Source organism: uncultured Streptococcus sp. (assembly GCF_963456385.1).
Lineage (GTDB): Bacteria > Bacillota > Bacilli > Lactobacillales > Streptococcaceae > Streptococcus.
Genome location: NZ_CAUOLF010000001.1, coordinates 117,409 through 132,515, shown reverse-complemented (window position 1 = coordinate 132,515; position 15,107 = coordinate 117,409). Strand labels below are relative to the sequence as shown.

Below are 15,107 nucleotides of genomic sequence, written 5' to 3'. Positions count from 1 at the left end.
TCTATTGGGTAGGCTGCGTGCCCAGAAAGAGGCACGCCCACCCAAAATCTTTATTTATGAATTGGCCCTAATAATTGGCAAGCACGGTAGTCGGCTGATTCCAAATCTTCTGTGCCAAACAGTGACCAGTTCTTGGGACGGAAGATGTCTTCCTCTGGCACATTGTGCATATTGACTGGGATACGCAGCATGGAAGCCAACGTAATCAAATCCGCTCCGATATGGCCATAGGTGATAGCACCGTGGTTTGCTCCCCAGTTGTTCATAACATCATAGACAGACTTGAAGGCGCCTTTTCCTGTCAAACGCGGTGCAAACCAAGTGGTTGGCCAGCCCGGATCTGTTCGATTATCCAAGGTATGATGCACTTCCTCTGGCAATTCCAAAGTATAACCTTCAGCGATTTGTAAGACCGGACCTACACCTTTAAGGATGTTCAAACGTACCATGGTCACAGGCATATCGCCCTTGGTCAAGAAGCGAGTAGAGAAACCGCCCCCACGGAAGTATTCGCGATTGGCTGGTGGGAAGTCTGTATTTTCAAGCATCGCATCTACTTCGCTTTGTTCCAATTCCCAGAATGGCTTGATGACTGGCTTGCCGTCTCGACTGGCTTGCCCCGTTCCATCCAGAGTACAAGAGCCAGAGTTAATCAAGTGCAGGAAGCCGTCAGCTGCCTGACCTTCTAACTGATGCCCTGTAACACGTTCTACCGCTTCTGGACTCCAATAAGTCCGGACATCTGCGAAGATTTGCGGTGTATTTGTCAAGAGATAGTTAAAGAGCATAGACACACCGTTGAGCGAGTCATTTTCTGTCGCAAAGACATATGGCTTACGAATGCCGTTCCAGTCAAACTGAGTATTGAGGAAGGTTTCCATGAAGTCCCCGTTCGGGAAGTGGTCGGTCCATTGACGCTGACCTTGGAAGCCAGCAACCAAGGCATGATGCCCAACAGCTTCTTCCTCAAAGCCAAGCTCAGCCAAGCGAGAATTGCCTTGCATAAGATCTCGGCCAATCATGAACATTTTGACTACAAATTCCCATTGTTTTGCTTTTTCTTCTGGAGAAAGAACCAAGTCTTCACGGTTGCGATCCACACCCTCTTTGATGTGCTCTTTGACCCAAACCATGGCCCGTTCAAATTCTTCGTGGTCATAAATGCCTCGGTCAATCCGACGAGTAAACTCCGTCATATCAACTGATTCATTGCGCATACCCAGGTATTCTTGGAAGAAGTCAGGATTGACAATGGAGCCACCGATTCCCATAGAGACGCTGCCCATGGACAAGTAAGCTGTGTCACGCATCAGTCCTGTTGCCAAAGCGGCCCGACTATAACGGAGAATTTTCTCTTTTACATCTTCTGGAATTTCAGTGTCGCTAGCTTCCTGGACATCTCTGCCATAAATACCAAAAGCTGGAATACCTTTTTGTGCATGTGAAGCCAGTACTGCAGCGAGATAAACCGCTCCTGGCCGTTCAGTGCCATTGAAGCCCCAGATCGCATGCGGAATATCTGGTGACATATCCATGGTTTCACTACCATAGCACCAGCATGGTGTCACTGTGATAGTCGCGCAGACATTTGATTTTTTGAATAATTCATGTGATGCGGCTGCCTCAGGGACACGACCGATGGTAGATGGCGAAATAACACATTCAACAGGCTGACCGTCGGGATATTTCAAAGTTGAGCTAATCAAGTCAGCCACACTTTTAGCCATATTCATGGTTTGTACTTCTAGTGATTCCCGAACACCTTGGCGACGTCCGTCAATGGTTGGACGAATTCCAATACGTGGATGTTGAGTCATAATCATTTCCTCCAATGTTTCTTATTCTTTGATGCTTCCGTCACCATTATATTTACGATAACCAGGGTGACGGCCTGTGACTTTATAATTGGCCCGCATTGCAAACAAGCGTTCCAAGGTTGGACGAGAAATCTCTTCCTCCTCAACTCCCTTAGTGGAAAGCAACATGCGTCCATGGAAGGTAGTCTTAGCAACCAGCTCCAAGGTTTCCATCCTATAGTAAGCTGTAATCACATCGCTTCCTACAGTCAAGGCACCATGATTTTCAAGTAACATGACATCATGTTCTGGTAAGTACGGGGTGATGGCATCTGGCACTTCCATGGTAGATGGCACGCCAAAGGGAGTGATAGGAATTGCCCCTACTACAATGGCACTCTCAATCAAGGAATAGGTATCAAGCGGAATATGAGCCAGTGCAAAGCCAGTCGCAATTGGCGGATGCGCGTGGACAACAGCATTCACATCCTCCCGTTCTTCATAGCAGCGAATGTGCATCTTGATTTCACTGGATGGACGATAGCCGTCCTGAGCCTCGATAATCTCCCCTTTTAGATTGAGCTTGACGAGTTTTTCAGGCGTGATAAAGCTCTTACTGATACCTGTTGGCGTTGCAATAATGGTATCTTGGTCTAGACGGACTGAGACATTGCCGTCATTAGCGGCTACCCAGCCTAGTTGCCACATCTTGTGGCATACATCACATATTTGTTCGCGGATTATTTCTTCTTGATGATCCATAATCTCACTCCTTTCTGGATTCATCATAGTATTTTTTATAAGCGCATTCAACACCTGTACCTTTAATTGATAAATAGCCAACTTTTATATAACAATATATCCAAAACTGTTCATAATCGTTCAATCTAATGGTTACTATATTGATTTTTTTTCGTTTATTGTGTTATAATGTGACCATAAATGTTCAGCTTTGTTCATCGGTGGAGGTCACTATGGTTTCTTTGGAACGAATGAGTCGAATTATAGAAATTCTCAGCAAGCGAAAGATTATTGCAACCGCCCAACTTGAAGAACTTTTGTACTGTTCTACATCAACGCTTCGACGGGACTTGATTGAGCTAGAAAAAGAGGGGAAAATCATCCGCTCTCATGGTGAAGTCATGCTGATTACGGCCAACAACGTAGAATATGTGTATTCTGCTCGCGCCCGTGAAGAAGAAAAAAGCAAGCAGCAAATTGCTGAAATTGCCTCAACTTTTATCACTCATAACCAATCTATCTTCATTGATAGCTCTACGACTGCAGCTATGCTCATTCCGCATTTGGCACCTTTCCAGAACCTACGTGTCATAACCAATGGTATTGAAGCAGCCCGCCAGCTAAATAACTTTGAAAATGTCACCCTCTTCTTATCAGGCGGACATATTGGCTGCGGGACCAATTCTGCGCTGGGCGATTTTGCTGCCAACTTCATCAACAATTTCCATGCAGACTTACTCTTCTTTAGCTGCCGCGGATTGGATCGCTACGCCGCCTACGAAGCCAACCACAATCAGGCACATATCAAGCGCGAAATGATCGCTAATAGTGACAAGGCAATTCTATTGGCCGACCACTCTAAGTTTAACACCAGTCATTATTTCAAACTTTCCAACTATTCTAGTCTGGATTGCATTATCACCGACCAGCCACCAGTCGAATCCTTCCAAAATGCTGTCGGGAGCCAGTGCGAAATCCTCTGGTAAGCAACTTTTATAAAACACAAACTAGACCGAGATAGGCTTATCTCGGTCTAGTTTTTTACTATCTACTCATCCCTCCATTATCAAGCTAAAGGATAACAGTGTTCTATCAAAAATAAAAATCTGGACACAATCCAGATTTTAAATCATATACTCTACACTATAGCTGGCATCCGATAGAATGCGGGACAGAAACTGTTGGGTCCGCTCTTCCTTTGGACTGCTGAAGAATTCCTGAGGAGGATTTTCTTCGACGATATGACCGCCGTCCATAAAGATGACATGGTTAGCCACATCGCGGGCAAAGCTCATCTCGTGGGTCACAACGACCATGGTTACTCCCTCCTGAGCCAGCTGTTTCATGACACTGAGAACTTCACCAACCAATTCCGGATCTAGAGCCGAAGTTGGTTCATCCAGCAGGATAACGTCTGGCTTGACAGCAATGGCACGCGCAATCCCAATCCGCTGTTGCTGGCCGCCTGATAGCTGAGAAGGATAATAGTCCTTGTAGGCCAAGAGTCCCACGCGCTTCAAGGACTCTTCCGCAATCTTAAGCGCTTCTTCCCTCGGTATCTTACGAGCGATCACTAAGCCTTCTAAGATATTTTCAAGGGCTGTTTTATTGGCAAAGAGATTATAATGCTGAAAGACAAAGGCCGTCTTTCTACGGATTTCCAAAATCTCCTTTTTGCTGAGTTTAGCCAAATCATAGTCCTTATCAGACAAAGTCAGCTGACCGCCATCCGCTTTTTCTAAGTGATTCAGACAGCGCAGAAATGTTGTTTTCCCAGAGCCTGAGGGTCCCAAAATAACCACAACATCGCCTTGATTGACCTCGAGACTGACATCTGCCAGCACCTGATGCTCTCCAAATCGTTTGGAGATATGTTTTACTTCTAACATAATCTTTCCTTCCTAAGCAAGATCGTAGCGCTTTTCCAAACCCCTAAAAATCCACTGAATCAAGCCACAAATAATGAGATAAATAACAAAAATCACCAAATAAGACTCTGAATACTGGTAAGAATGGGAGGCTTCTATCTTAGCCAGGGCTGTGATATCCTTGACCGTCATGACAAATACCAGCGAGGTTCCCTTGACTAGATTGATAACCAGATTGGCCAGATTGGGCAGGGCAGAGCGCAATGCCTGAGGAAAAACTATTCTCCGATAGGCTTGAAAATTCGTTAAACCAATCGCCTGCGCCGCTTCTAACTGACCTTTATCCACTGTCAAAATGGCAGAGCGCAGTATTTCCGACAAACTCCCTGTCGTCATCAGGCTATAGATGATGAAAGCATAGTAAAGCGGATTGAACTTAAAGACGTCTACCTGACTACCCAGACTTTTGAAAATTTGATTCAGTAAGCTAGGAAAAAGACTATAGAAAAAGAGAATGAGCAAAATAGGAGGCGTTGCCCGAATGAAGGCCAGATAAACCACCGAAAAAGTCCGAACACCCCGAACTTTATAAATCTGTCCCAGAGCTAGAAGCAGAGCCGGAATAAAGCTGAGCAGAATAGCCACCGCCATAATGATTAAGGTTACAGGTATGCCTTTCAACGTTACCAGAAAGGTATTTACAATATAATTCAAATCCATGCTTTACCTCTCCTTGACTGTCAGACTTTTTTCCAGAAGCTGGGAAGCCAGCGAAACCACTAGGGCAATCCCCCAGTAAATCAAGGCCACCGCTGTATAGGTTTCGAGGGAATAATTGCCCAGATTCCGGCTGATGAGATTTTGCCCTGCTCCCATGACATCAACTGCCCCAATCGTATAAGCCAGCGCAGCATCCCGCATGAGGTTAAGCAGGGCGGTAGTGAGATTGGGCAGGGCGATGCGAAAAGCCTGTGGCAGGACAATGCGCAAAAAAGTCTGCTCCGGTGTCAAGCCAATACTGAGACCTGCCTCAGTCTGTCCCTTGGGAACAGCAAGATAAGCTGCCTTGAAGACTTCCGCAATCATAGCCGCAAAGAGAAGAATCATGGTGATGATGACAAACACAGTCCGCGACCAATTATTGATATCCAGCCCCAGCCACCATTCTAAAAACTCTGGAATGCCATAAAAAACCAAGAAAAGCAAGACAATAGGCGGTGTACATCTAAGAATAAATATATATCCTCTAGCCAGGCCAGCGAAAGACTGCTCCTCGGTGATCTGAGCCCAAGCCAACAGACCACCCAGAAAGGACCCAATCAATGCTGTCACAAACATAATCCATAAAGTGGTCGGCAGAGCCTGCAGCAGACTAGGCAGCAGGCCAAAGACACGGGATAAGTCATACGAGACCATAATTTTCTTCTCCTTCGACAGTGATTAGATAGAGTAAGCTTCTCTTGGACGGGCACTTTCAGATTGGAGCAACCTTGCTCTCTCTTTGAAAATTCCTTCAAACAGCATCAAGGTCAGCCTAGAAGCTACCAGCTCTATATTCAGCCAGCTTCTAGTCAATTCTTTTGATTTTCCATAATCAGCAGGCAGCAGCCACTAGTCCTTGTCCACATAAGAGAAGACATCTTCTCCGAAATACTTTTCAGATAGTTTAGCCAGGGTTCCGTCTTTTTCCAGTTCCTTAATTGCCTTCTCATATGCCTTGGCAAATTCTTCATTCTTTTCGTTTTTATGAAGCAGGGGATAGGTCGGAATCCCCTTGTAAGGGAACCAAGTCAGTTGATCCGCATACTGATGGTAAGAACCTTCCTTGTCCGTCACAGCTTTTTCAAACGATAGCTTGATGTCAAAGAAGGCATCGTAGCGCCCTTCCAGAACCCAAGCATAAGCATCAGCCACCTTGAAGGACTCTGCTGCAGTCAAATCAATAGGAGCACCGCTATGCTTTTGGTTATACTCTTCGATAACAGCCCATTGAGCATTCTGCGGAGAGATCGGTACCAGCTTGCCCTTTTCCTTGGCAAAATCATCAATGGTCTTGTATTTTTCAGCGTCTTCCTTGCGAATAGTGAAACCGATAATGCTAGCGCCGATTGGGCTTTTTGGAATGATGAACTTCTTCGCACGCTCTTCGGTGTACCATGCTCCCTTGGTTCCAATGTCATATTTCCCAGATTCCAGACCGACTAAGAGATCCTCATCACTAGTACCGGTATATTCAAACTGATAGTCAGGCAACTTCTCATCAATAGCCTTGAGAACAGCAACTTCATAGCCATCTGATTCTCCCTTTTCATCCACAAAGTCATAGGGAACATAGTTCTGTGTATGTGCCACTTTCAAAGTCGTGACCTTGCCACTGCCAGATGCAGTGCTGCTCGTCTTGCTAGATGAAGCACCTGTCAAGGTCCGCCCCAAATAAGTCGCTGCTACAATAGCAATCACTGCCGCTCCAACAATAATCCATTTTTTCTTGCTCATTCTTTCGTCTCCTTCTTATGCTAAACTTGCTGCTTGGCGAACCCACTGAATCCGCTCTGCCTCAATATCGCTTGGAATAGTACAGTCAGCCCCGATAATCAAACCTTCCTTGCCAGCCTCTGCTATCAATCGCTTGGTCTCGTCTTGAATAGTTGCTTGACTGCCCGTGTAGAACAGGCCATCCTTGCCATTTTCAAAACCACCCAGGACAGTCCGACCGCCAAACAATTTCCGGCCCTCCGCTAGGCTGATGCCTTCTGGCCCCACTGCCCAGTTGATGACCTGAGCTGGATAATCAGTAAAAAGATGAACATCGTTTCGCGCGCCTTCGTAACCGCAAATGTGCAGGATATTCACTCCGCCAGCCGCATTGGCTGCTTCCAGCACCGCCAATTCACTAGGAGCAATAAAAGCCTTATAGTCTTCAGCCGACACCCGTGCATCCTGGATGCTCTGAACGCTGAGGTAGATTCCATCCGCACCAGCTTCCTTGATAATCCGCTCCGTCAGAGCCGCAATATCTTTAGCAATCACATCCAGAACCCGCTTCGTGAGCACTGCATCCTCTGCTAGGAAATCTGCAATGATATCATCTCCTCCGGCAACCTTGCCGACCAACCATTTGAAGTAGGTCACTGGCGCAAAAATATTGTAAATAGCGACCAAGTTCTCTGTAAAGCTAGCCTTAATCTTCTGAACGAGCTCCACCTGCTCACTAATCCAAGGGTGGTCAGCACCTAGCGGCTCAATATCTGCCAACTCCTTGATAGATTGGACTTTTTTCAAGCGCTCGTTAGGATAGGCAAAATAACCATCACTCATCAGCTTGATAAAGTCTGGCTCTACTTCTGACAGAAAAGCTTGATGACCAGCCAGATTTTTCTCAATAATAGCCTGATTCCCAAAACCAGCCAGCCACTCCTCCTCGCTTGTAAAATGATGCCAGAAACCAACTGGCACTCGGTCAACCGGCTCTCCTCTGAAAGCCTTCAGTACTAATTCTCTTTTTGAAGTCATCTTCTCTCCTTTTTTATTATCCTTATCTAGCCAATAAGTTGTTTTTTAGCTTTTTAATTAGGCTAATTCATCTTTTTAAGTAAAATTCTAATCTGACAAGAGCAGGGCAGCGATATCATTGGGCTGCAGCAAGCCAGTTAACTGCTCTGGTAATTTCTTGAGCACCTGCAAATCATCTTCTTTTTTGTCTGAAGACTGATGAGCGTAAATCTGACCGATGCTCAGAAATGTTCCTATCATCAAGAATATCAGAGCAAGAGCAGCAAGCTTTTTTTGATACCGATTCATCTATCTTCCTCCTTGAAAGAGTTGAAAATTGCTCTTTAGGTCTTTGGCAAGTCCGTCAGAACTGACTAGCTGCCTGACGAATCCAGTCCAGTCTTTCTATTTCAAAATCATCTGGTACTGTGCAGTCAGCCCCAAGAATCACTCGCTGGCTGCCAGTTTCAGCCAGCAATTGCTTGGTTTCAGCCTCTAATTCTGCACGACTGCCCGTATTTAGAAGAGCTGCTCTGCCATTTTCGAATCCGCCTAGGACAGTCTGACCGCCAAAGAGCTTGCGCCCTTCCGCTAAGCTGACACCCTCATGATGAGTTGCCCAGTTAAACACTTGAGCCGGATAGTCCTTGAACAGTTCCAAATCATTGCTGGCTCCTTCAAAGCCGCAAATGTGGAGAATATTCTGACCGCCAGCTGCATTGGCTGCATCCAGAACCTTGACCGTACTAGGCTCAATATAAAGACGATAACTGGCCGCATCTACTCGGCCGTCTTGGACTTGCTGAGTACTGAGATAAATTCCCTCAATGTCCGCTTCCTCAATAATCCGCCTAGTCAAAATAGCAATATCGCCAGCAATGACATCTAGAACATGTCCTGTCAGCTCAGGATCGTCTGCCAGAAAATCTGCTATTTCTCTATCTCCTCGTGACCCTTCCCTGCGGAACCAGCGCTTGAGATAGGAGACCGGCGCAAAAATATTGTAGAAGGAAGCGAGGTCCTCCGGATAGCTTGCCTTTACAGCTTTAACTATCTCAATCTGCTGCTCAATCCAAGGATGATGCTCACCGATAGACTTGATAGCTGCCAAGTCCTGAATGGACTCAATATGATCCGAATAAAGCTCGCTGGGATACTTAAAGAAGCCATCGCTCATAATCTTGACAAAGTCTGGCCGTGCAGCTCGAACATAAGCAGCATGCCCCTCAATACTTTTATTGAAAATCACTGGATTGTCCAGGCCCAGCATCTTTTCCTCTTGGCTTACAAAGTGAAACCAAAAACCAACAGGTACTCGGTCAACTTCTTCACCCCGAAAAGCTCTCAGCACTAATTCTTTCTTGCTGGCCATTACTTCCTCCTTCTTTGAATTTGTAATATATCTTACCATCCTCTCTTTCTCCTGGGAAATATATTTTCCCTATCAGCCTGATTAAAAATATTTATCAAAGCAAAATAAAAAAGCTAGACTAAGCTAGCTTTTTCAAGGTTTTTTAGCCTCAGCTGAATAACCTTGTTTTTTGTACCTTTTTTAGATAAGTACCATATATATTTTCTATAGACGATATAGGTAATTTTTATAGGCAAATCCTGCTGCGCTTATTCTACAGTGACAGACTTAGCCAGATTGCGTGGTTTATCCACATCCAATCCACGGTGCAGGGTCGCAAAGTAAGCAATGAGCTGTGTCGGTACCACCATAGAGATTGGTGACAGATATGGGTGAACCTGATTGAGCACGATATCGTCTCCCTCTTTGGCTACATTCTCCTCAGCAATGGTCAGCACCTTGGCCCCCCGAGCTACGACTTCTGAAATATTGCCTCGTGTATGACTAGCCAAGACTTCATCAGAAAGCAGGGCCAAAACTGGTGTTCCGTCTTCAATCAGAGAGATTGTACCGTGTTTGAGCTCACCAGCAGCAAAACCTTCACACTGGATATAAGAAATTTCTTTGAGTTTTAAGCTAGCTTCCATCGCCACATAGTAGTCTTGACCACGGCCGATGTAGAAAGCATTGCGAGTTGTTTCCAGAAGGCCACGGACCTTATTGTCAATCAACTCCTTTTCTGACAAAGTGGACTCAATAGACTGCGCAACTAAGGACAGCTCGTGAACCAAATCAAAGGCTGTCGCTTTCTCAGAAGCATTGGCATCACCAACAGCTTTAGCCAAGAAAGCCAAGGTTGCGATTTGAGCTGTATAGGCCTTAGTAGAAGCAACCGCAATTTCCGGACCTGCATGCAATAGCATGGTATGGTTGGCTTCCCGAGAAAGCGTAGAACCTGGAACATTGGTCACGGTCAAACTTGGAATGCCCATCTGATTCGCCTTGACTAGGACCTGACGGCTGTCAGCTGTTTCACCAGATTGGCTGATAAAGATAAAGAGAGGCTTCTCGCTGAGGAGCGGCATAGCATAGCCCCACTCAGAGGCAATGCCCAGCTCAACAGGTGTATCCGTCAGCTCTTCCAGCATACGCTTAGAAGCATAGCCAGCATGGTAAGAAGTTCCAGCTGCAAGGATATAGAGACGGTCAGCTTCCTGAACAGCCTTGACAATCTCCGCATCTACTGATACTTGCCCCTTATCATCTGTATAAGCGCTGATTAGCTTACGCATCACAGTTGGCTGTTCATCGATTTCTTTGAGCATATAGTATGGATAAGTCCCCTTACCGATATCGGACAGATCTAGCTCAGCAGTATAGCTTTCACGCTCCAGAGTATGTCCGTCATAATCCTGCACTTCCACACTGTCTTTACGGACAATAACCAGCTCTTGGTCATAAATTTCCATAAACTGACTTGTCTCGCGAATCATGGCCATAGCATCTGAGCAGACCATATTGTAGCCTTCACCTAGTCCGACTAGAAGCGGAGATTTATTTTTAGCAACATAGATAACATCTGCATCTTCTGAATCCACCAAAGCAAAGGCATAAGAACCACGTATAATGTGAAGAGCTTTTTTAAATGCTTCTAAAAGAGACAAGCCTTCTTCTTCAGCAAATTTGCCAATCAGATGCACAGCAATCTCTGTATCTGTCTGCCCATTGAAGTCATGACCAGCTAGATAAGTATTCTTAATATCAAGGTAGTTCTCAATCACACCGTTGTGAACCAAGACAAAACGGCCTGTCTGTGAAGTATGAGGATGGGCATTGTTTTCACTTGGTTTTCCATGAGTAGCCCAACGAGTATGTCCGATACCAGTAGTCCCAGCAACATCAATGCCAATTTTAGCATGTAGGTCAGCGATACGACCGACCGACTTGATCAGACTAGAAGTTTTCCCTGTTGTTACAAAAATTCCAGCTGAGTCATAACCTCGGTATTCCAGCTTTTCCAAGCCCTGCATCAAAATATCTGTTGCGTTGCGATTTCCGACAACTCCGACAATTCCACACATAACATTACTTCTGATTTCTAGTCTTAGAAACCAGCCCTTCTTATTAAAATTGGTATAGTTCGATTGAAGTTAAATAACTTCAATAGAGATAGTATACAAACTCTTTTTTGGTTTGTCAAGCATGAAATTGGTATAGTTTTCTTTAAGAAAAGTATGCTTAGCTTCTCTTACCGCAAAACAGCCCCTTGAAGCATTTAGAAAAATGGACAGAAGTATCAGAACTGACTTTCTATATGACTAAAAATTTGGAAAATAGAAGCTCAATAAACCACAGACCTGTCTTTGATGATTCTCACAAAGCAAGGTACAGAAAAAGAGACTCAAATGAGCCTCTTTCTTTTACCATTGAATTATTTAGCGATTTTCGCGAAGTATTCAAGAGTACGTACAAGTTGTGCAGTGTATGACATTTCGTTGTCGTACCATGATACAACTTTAACCAATTGTTTGCCGTCAACATCAAGAACTTTAGTTTGAGTTGCGTCGAACAATGAACCGTAAGACATACCTACGATATCTGAAGATACGATTGGATCTTCTGTGTAACCGTATGATTCGTTAGCTGCTGCTTTCATAGCTGCGTTTACTTCATCAACAGTAACGTTCTTTTCAAGAACTGCTACCAACTCAGTAACTGATCCAGTTGGAGTTGGAACGCGTTGTGCAGATCCGTCAAGTTTACCGTTCAATTCTGGGATTACCAAGCCGATAGCTTTAGCAGCACCAGTTGAGTTAGGAACGATGTTTGCAGCACCAGCGCGAGCACGACGAAGGTCACCACCACGGTGTGGTCCGTCAAGGATCATTTGGTCACCAGTGTAAGCGTGGATAGTAGTCATCAATCCTTCTACAACACCGAAGTTGTCTTGAAGAGCTTTAGCCATTGGAGCCAAGCAGTTTGTAGTACATGAAGCACCTGAGATAACTGTTTCAGTACCGTCAAGAACGTCGTGGTTAGTGTTGAATACAACTGTTTTAACGTCGTTTCCACCAGGAGCAGTGATAACAACTTTTTTAGCTCCTCCAGCGTGCAAGTGTTTTTCAGCTGCTGCTTTCTTAGCAAAGAAACCAGTTGCTTCAAGAACGATTTCTACACCGTCAGTAGCCCAGTCGATTTGTTCTGGATCACGTTCAGCAGAAACTTTAACGAATTTACCGTTAACTTCAAATCCACCTTCTTTAACTTCTACAGTACCGTCGAAACGACCTTGAGTTGTGTCGTATTTCAACAAGTGTGCAAGCATAACTGGATCTGTAAGGTCGTTGATGCGAGTAACTTCAACACCTTCTACGTTTTGGATACGACGGAAAGCAAGACGACCGATACGACCGAAACCGTTAATACCAACTTTAACTACCATTCGTGATTTCCTCCTTATGAAAATCAAAAAATTTTTATGTGAAAAGAGTAACTTGAGTTGCTACAAATCACCTTTCAACATTTCTATTATATACTTAATTGAGGTAAAATGCAACTGATTTCATTGTTATTAACAAGTATTACGAATTCTTTCACTAACTTTCATTTCGGCTTTCATTGATTTGAAAAAGCAAAGCAGTATCTTTTGAAAATGTAGAAATACAAATTACAAAATCAATCATTTCCCCTTTTTATTGAGGATATGCTTCTCTAAAAAAATAGAAAAAACACCCGCAAACGCGAGTGCCAAGGTTTAGCTCAAAGCTTAAGCTTCACCTTTGTTTTTCTTAATGATTTCTTCTTGTACTGACTTAGGTACATCTTCGTAGTGGTCGAATACCATCATGAAAGTACCGCGTCCTTGTGATGCTGAACGAAGAACTGTTGCATAACCGAACATTTCAGCAAGTGGCACATAGGCACGAACGATTTGGCTGTTACCATGCGCTTCCATACCGTCAACACGTCCACGACGAGCTGTTACGTGACCCATAACATCACCAAGATTTTCTTCAGGAACAGTGATTGTTACCAACATCATTGGCTCAAGGATAGCTGGTTGTGCAGTCTTAGCAGCTTCTTTCAAAGCAAGTGATGCCGCAACCTTGAAGGCTGTTTCAGATGAGTCGACATCATGGTATGAACCATCGTATAGTTTAGCTTTTACGTCAACAATTGGGTAACCAGCAAGGACACCATTAGCCATTGACTCAACCAAACCTTTTTCTACCGCAGGGATGAATTCACGTGGAACCACACCACCGACGATAGCATTTTCAAACTCGAATCCTTTACCTTCTTCATTTGGTGTAAATTCGATCCATACATCACCGAATTGACCTTTACCACCAGATTGGCGTTTGAAGAATCCACGAGCTTGAGTAGAAGCACGGAAAGTTTCACGGTAAGATACTTGAGGAGCACCTACATTAGCTTCAACCTTGAACTCACGACGCATACGGTCAACAAGGACATCCAAGTGAAGTTCACCCATACCAGAGATAACTGTTTCACCAGTTTCAACGTTTGTTTCAACACGGAAAGTTGGATCTTCTTCAGCCAGTTTTTGCAGAGCAATACCCATCTTGTCTTGATCAGCCTTAGACTTAGGCTCAACCATCAGCTGGATAACAGGCTCTGGAACGTGGATCGACTCAAGAATCACTTTTGCTTTTTCATCTGTCAATGAGTCACCAGTAGTCGTATCCTTCAAACCAATAGCAGCTGCAATATCCCCAGCATAAACGGTTTCAATTTCTTGACGACTATTGGCATGTAATTGCACAAGACGTCCGATGCGCTCACGTTTACCTTTCGAAGTGTTCATTACATAAGAACCGGATTGAAGAACACCTGAGTAAACACGGAAGAAGGTCAAACGACCTACGAATGGATCTGTTGCAATCTTGAAGGCAAGAGCTGCAAATGGCTCTTCATCAGATGCAGGACGAGTTTCTTCTTCTTCAGTGTCTGGGTTGATACCTTTGATTGCTGGGATGTCAAGTGGGCTTGGAAGGTAGTCAATAACCGCATCAAGCATCAACTGAACACCCTTGTTCTTGAAGGCTGAACCACACAATACTGGGAAGAATTCAACGTTGATAGTCGCTTTACGGATACCAGCTTTCAATTCTTCGTTAGTGATTTCTTCACCTTCAAGGTATTTCATCATCAAGTCTTCATCAGTTTCAGCAACTGCTTCCACTAATTTTTCACGGTATTCTTGAGCTTGCTCAAGGTATTCAGCTGGGATATCTTCTTCCAAAATATCTGTACCAAGGTCATTAGTATAGATTTCAGCCTTCATCTTGATCAAGTCGATAATTCCGCGGAAGTCATCTTCTGAACCAATTGGCAATTGGATTGGATGAGCATTTGCTTGAAGACGATCATGCAAAGTGCTTACTGAGTAAAGGAAGTCAGCACCAATCTTGTCCATCTTGTTGGCAAATACGATACGAGGAACTCCGTATTCAGTTGCTTGGCGCCAAACTGTTTCAGTTTGAGGCTCAACACCTGATTGTGAGTCAAGAACGGTAACCGCACCGTCCAATACACGAAGAGAACGTTGTACTTCGATTGTGAAGTCCACGTGTCCTGGTGTGTCGATGATGTTTACGCGGTGGTTGTTCCATTGAGCTGTTGTCGCAGCAGATGTGATAGTGATACCACGTTCTTGCTCTTGCTCCATCCAGTCCATTTGTGACGCACCTTCGTGAGTTTCACCGATTTTGTGGATTTTACCAGTGTAGTAAAGAATACGCTCAGTTGTTGTTGTTTTACCAGCATCGACGTGGGCCATGATACCGATATTACGAGTTTTTTCAAGTGAAAATTCGCGTGCCATGAGGTTTGTTT

13 protein-coding genes are annotated in these 15,107 nt (G+C 44.5%); 1 reads left to right on the top strand and 12 read right to left on the bottom strand.

Annotation, left to right across the window (positions count from 1 at the left end):
• Positions 1-50: 50 nt before the first annotated feature.
• Entirely contained in the window at positions 51-1,817 is a 1,767-nt protein-coding gene (locus RP262_RS00675) for an L-fucose isomerase (RefSeq protein ID WP_111675255.1), read from the bottom strand.
• Positions 1,818-1,838: 21 nt separating this feature from the next.
• Positions 1,839-2,585, bottom strand: a complete 747-nt coding sequence (locus RP262_RS00670; RefSeq protein WP_002927999.1) for a class II aldolase/adducin family protein — start codon at positions 2,583-2,585, stop codon at positions 1,839-1,841.
• A gap of 185 nt (positions 2,586-2,770) precedes the next feature.
• Here RP262_RS00670 and RP262_RS00665 point away from each other — a divergent pair, with 185 nt between their 5' ends.
• Positions 2,771-3,523: a DeoR/GlpR family DNA-binding transcription regulator gene (locus tag RP262_RS00665; protein WP_311153954.1), complete on the top strand. Its 753-nt coding sequence runs from the start codon at positions 2,771-2,773 to the stop codon at positions 3,521-3,523.
• A 138-nt stretch (positions 3,524-3,661) separates the two neighbouring features.
• Here RP262_RS00665 and RP262_RS00660 read toward each other — a convergent pair whose 3' ends face one another.
• From RP262_RS00660 to fusA, 10 genes are all read right to left on the bottom strand, one after another.
• Positions 3,662-4,426 (bottom strand): amino acid ABC transporter ATP-binding protein, encoded by a 765-nt coding sequence (locus RP262_RS00660; protein ID WP_125401805.1) that lies wholly within the window; start codon positions 4,424-4,426, stop codon positions 3,662-3,664.
• A gap of 12 nt (positions 4,427-4,438) precedes the next feature.
• Positions 4,439-5,125, bottom strand: coding sequence for an amino acid ABC transporter permease (locus tag RP262_RS00655; protein WP_125401804.1), 687 nt, complete (start codon positions 5,123-5,125; stop codon positions 4,439-4,441).
• A 3-nt stretch (positions 5,126-5,128) separates the two neighbouring features.
• Positions 5,129-5,821, bottom strand: a complete 693-nt coding sequence (locus RP262_RS00650) for an amino acid ABC transporter permease (protein WP_311153953.1) — start codon at positions 5,819-5,821, stop codon at positions 5,129-5,131.
• Between the two features lie 195 nt (positions 5,822-6,016).
• Positions 6,017-6,901 (bottom strand): transporter substrate-binding domain-containing protein, encoded by an 885-nt coding sequence (locus RP262_RS00645; RefSeq protein ID WP_311153952.1) that lies wholly within the window; start codon positions 6,899-6,901, stop codon positions 6,017-6,019.
• Between the two features lie 15 nt (positions 6,902-6,916).
• Positions 6,917-7,918, bottom strand: a complete 1,002-nt coding sequence (locus tag RP262_RS00640; RefSeq protein ID WP_268697465.1) for a uroporphyrinogen decarboxylase family protein — start codon at positions 7,916-7,918, stop codon at positions 6,917-6,919.
• Between the two features lie 87 nt (positions 7,919-8,005).
• Positions 8,006-8,206 carry a hypothetical protein gene (locus RP262_RS00635; RefSeq protein WP_002908659.1) on the bottom strand — a complete coding sequence of 67 codons (201 nt, stop codon included), beginning with the start codon at positions 8,204-8,206 and terminating at the stop codon, positions 8,006-8,008.
• Between the two features lie 55 nt (positions 8,207-8,261).
• Positions 8,262-9,308, bottom strand: coding sequence for a uroporphyrinogen decarboxylase family protein (locus tag RP262_RS00630; RefSeq protein ID WP_268697466.1), 1,047 nt, complete (start codon positions 9,306-9,308; stop codon positions 8,262-8,264).
• Positions 9,309-9,517: 209 nt separating this feature from the next.
• Positions 9,518-11,329, bottom strand: coding sequence for a glutamine--fructose-6-phosphate transaminase (isomerizing) (gene glmS, locus RP262_RS00625; protein ID WP_311153951.1), 1,812 nt, complete (start codon positions 11,327-11,329; stop codon positions 9,518-9,520).
• A 350-nt stretch (positions 11,330-11,679) separates the two neighbouring features.
• Positions 11,680-12,690: a type I glyceraldehyde-3-phosphate dehydrogenase gene (gene gap / locus RP262_RS00620; protein WP_000260677.1), complete on the bottom strand. Its 1,011-nt coding sequence runs from the start codon at positions 12,688-12,690 to the stop codon at positions 11,680-11,682.
• Between the two features lie 324 nt (positions 12,691-13,014).
• Entirely contained in the window at positions 13,015-15,096 is a 2,082-nt protein-coding gene (fusA, locus tag RP262_RS00615) for an elongation factor G (protein WP_311153950.1), read from the bottom strand.
• Positions 15,097-15,107 lie beyond the last annotated feature (11 nt).

Coding starts and splice junctions, on each gene's coding strand:
- RP262_RS00675 (WP_111675255.1), bottom strand. CDS start 1,817: ATGACTCAACATCCACGTATTGGAATTCGTCCAACCATTGACGGACGT.
- RP262_RS00630 (WP_268697466.1), bottom strand. CDS start 9,308: ATGGTAAGATATATTACAAATTCAAAGAAGGAGGAAGTAATGGCCAGC.
- RP262_RS00645 (WP_311153952.1), bottom strand. CDS start 6,901: ATGAGCAAGAAAAAATGGATTATTGTTGGAGCGGCAGTGATTGCTATT.
- RP262_RS00670 (WP_002927999.1), bottom strand. CDS start 2,585: ATGATGAATCCAGAAAGGAGTGAGATTATGGATCATCAAGAAGAAATA.
- RP262_RS00665 (WP_311153954.1), top strand. CDS start 2,771: ATGGTTTCTTTGGAACGAATGAGTCGAATTATAGAAATTCTCAGCAAG.
- fusA (WP_311153950.1), bottom strand. CDS start 15,096: ATGGCACGCGAATTTTCACTTGAAAAAACTCGTAATATCGGTATCATG.
- RP262_RS00635 (WP_002908659.1), bottom strand. CDS start 8,206: ATGAATCGGTATCAAAAAAAGCTTGCTGCTCTTGCTCTGATATTCTTG.
- glmS (WP_311153951.1), bottom strand. CDS start 11,329: ATGTGTGGAATTGTCGGAGTTGTCGGAAATCGCAACGCAACAGATATT.
- RP262_RS00660 (WP_125401805.1), bottom strand. CDS start 4,426: ATGTTAGAAGTAAAACATATCTCCAAACGATTTGGAGAGCATCAGGTG.
- RP262_RS00650 (WP_311153953.1), bottom strand. CDS start 5,821: ATGGTCTCGTATGACTTATCCCGTGTCTTTGGCCTGCTGCCTAGTCTG.
- gap (WP_000260677.1), bottom strand. CDS start 12,690: ATGGTAGTTAAAGTTGGTATTAACGGTTTCGGTCGTATCGGTCGTCTT.
- RP262_RS00640 (WP_268697465.1), bottom strand. CDS start 7,918: ATGACTTCAAAAAGAGAATTAGTACTGAAGGCTTTCAGAGGAGAGCCG.
- RP262_RS00655 (WP_125401804.1), bottom strand. CDS start 5,125: ATGGATTTGAATTATATTGTAAATACCTTTCTGGTAACGTTGAAAGGC.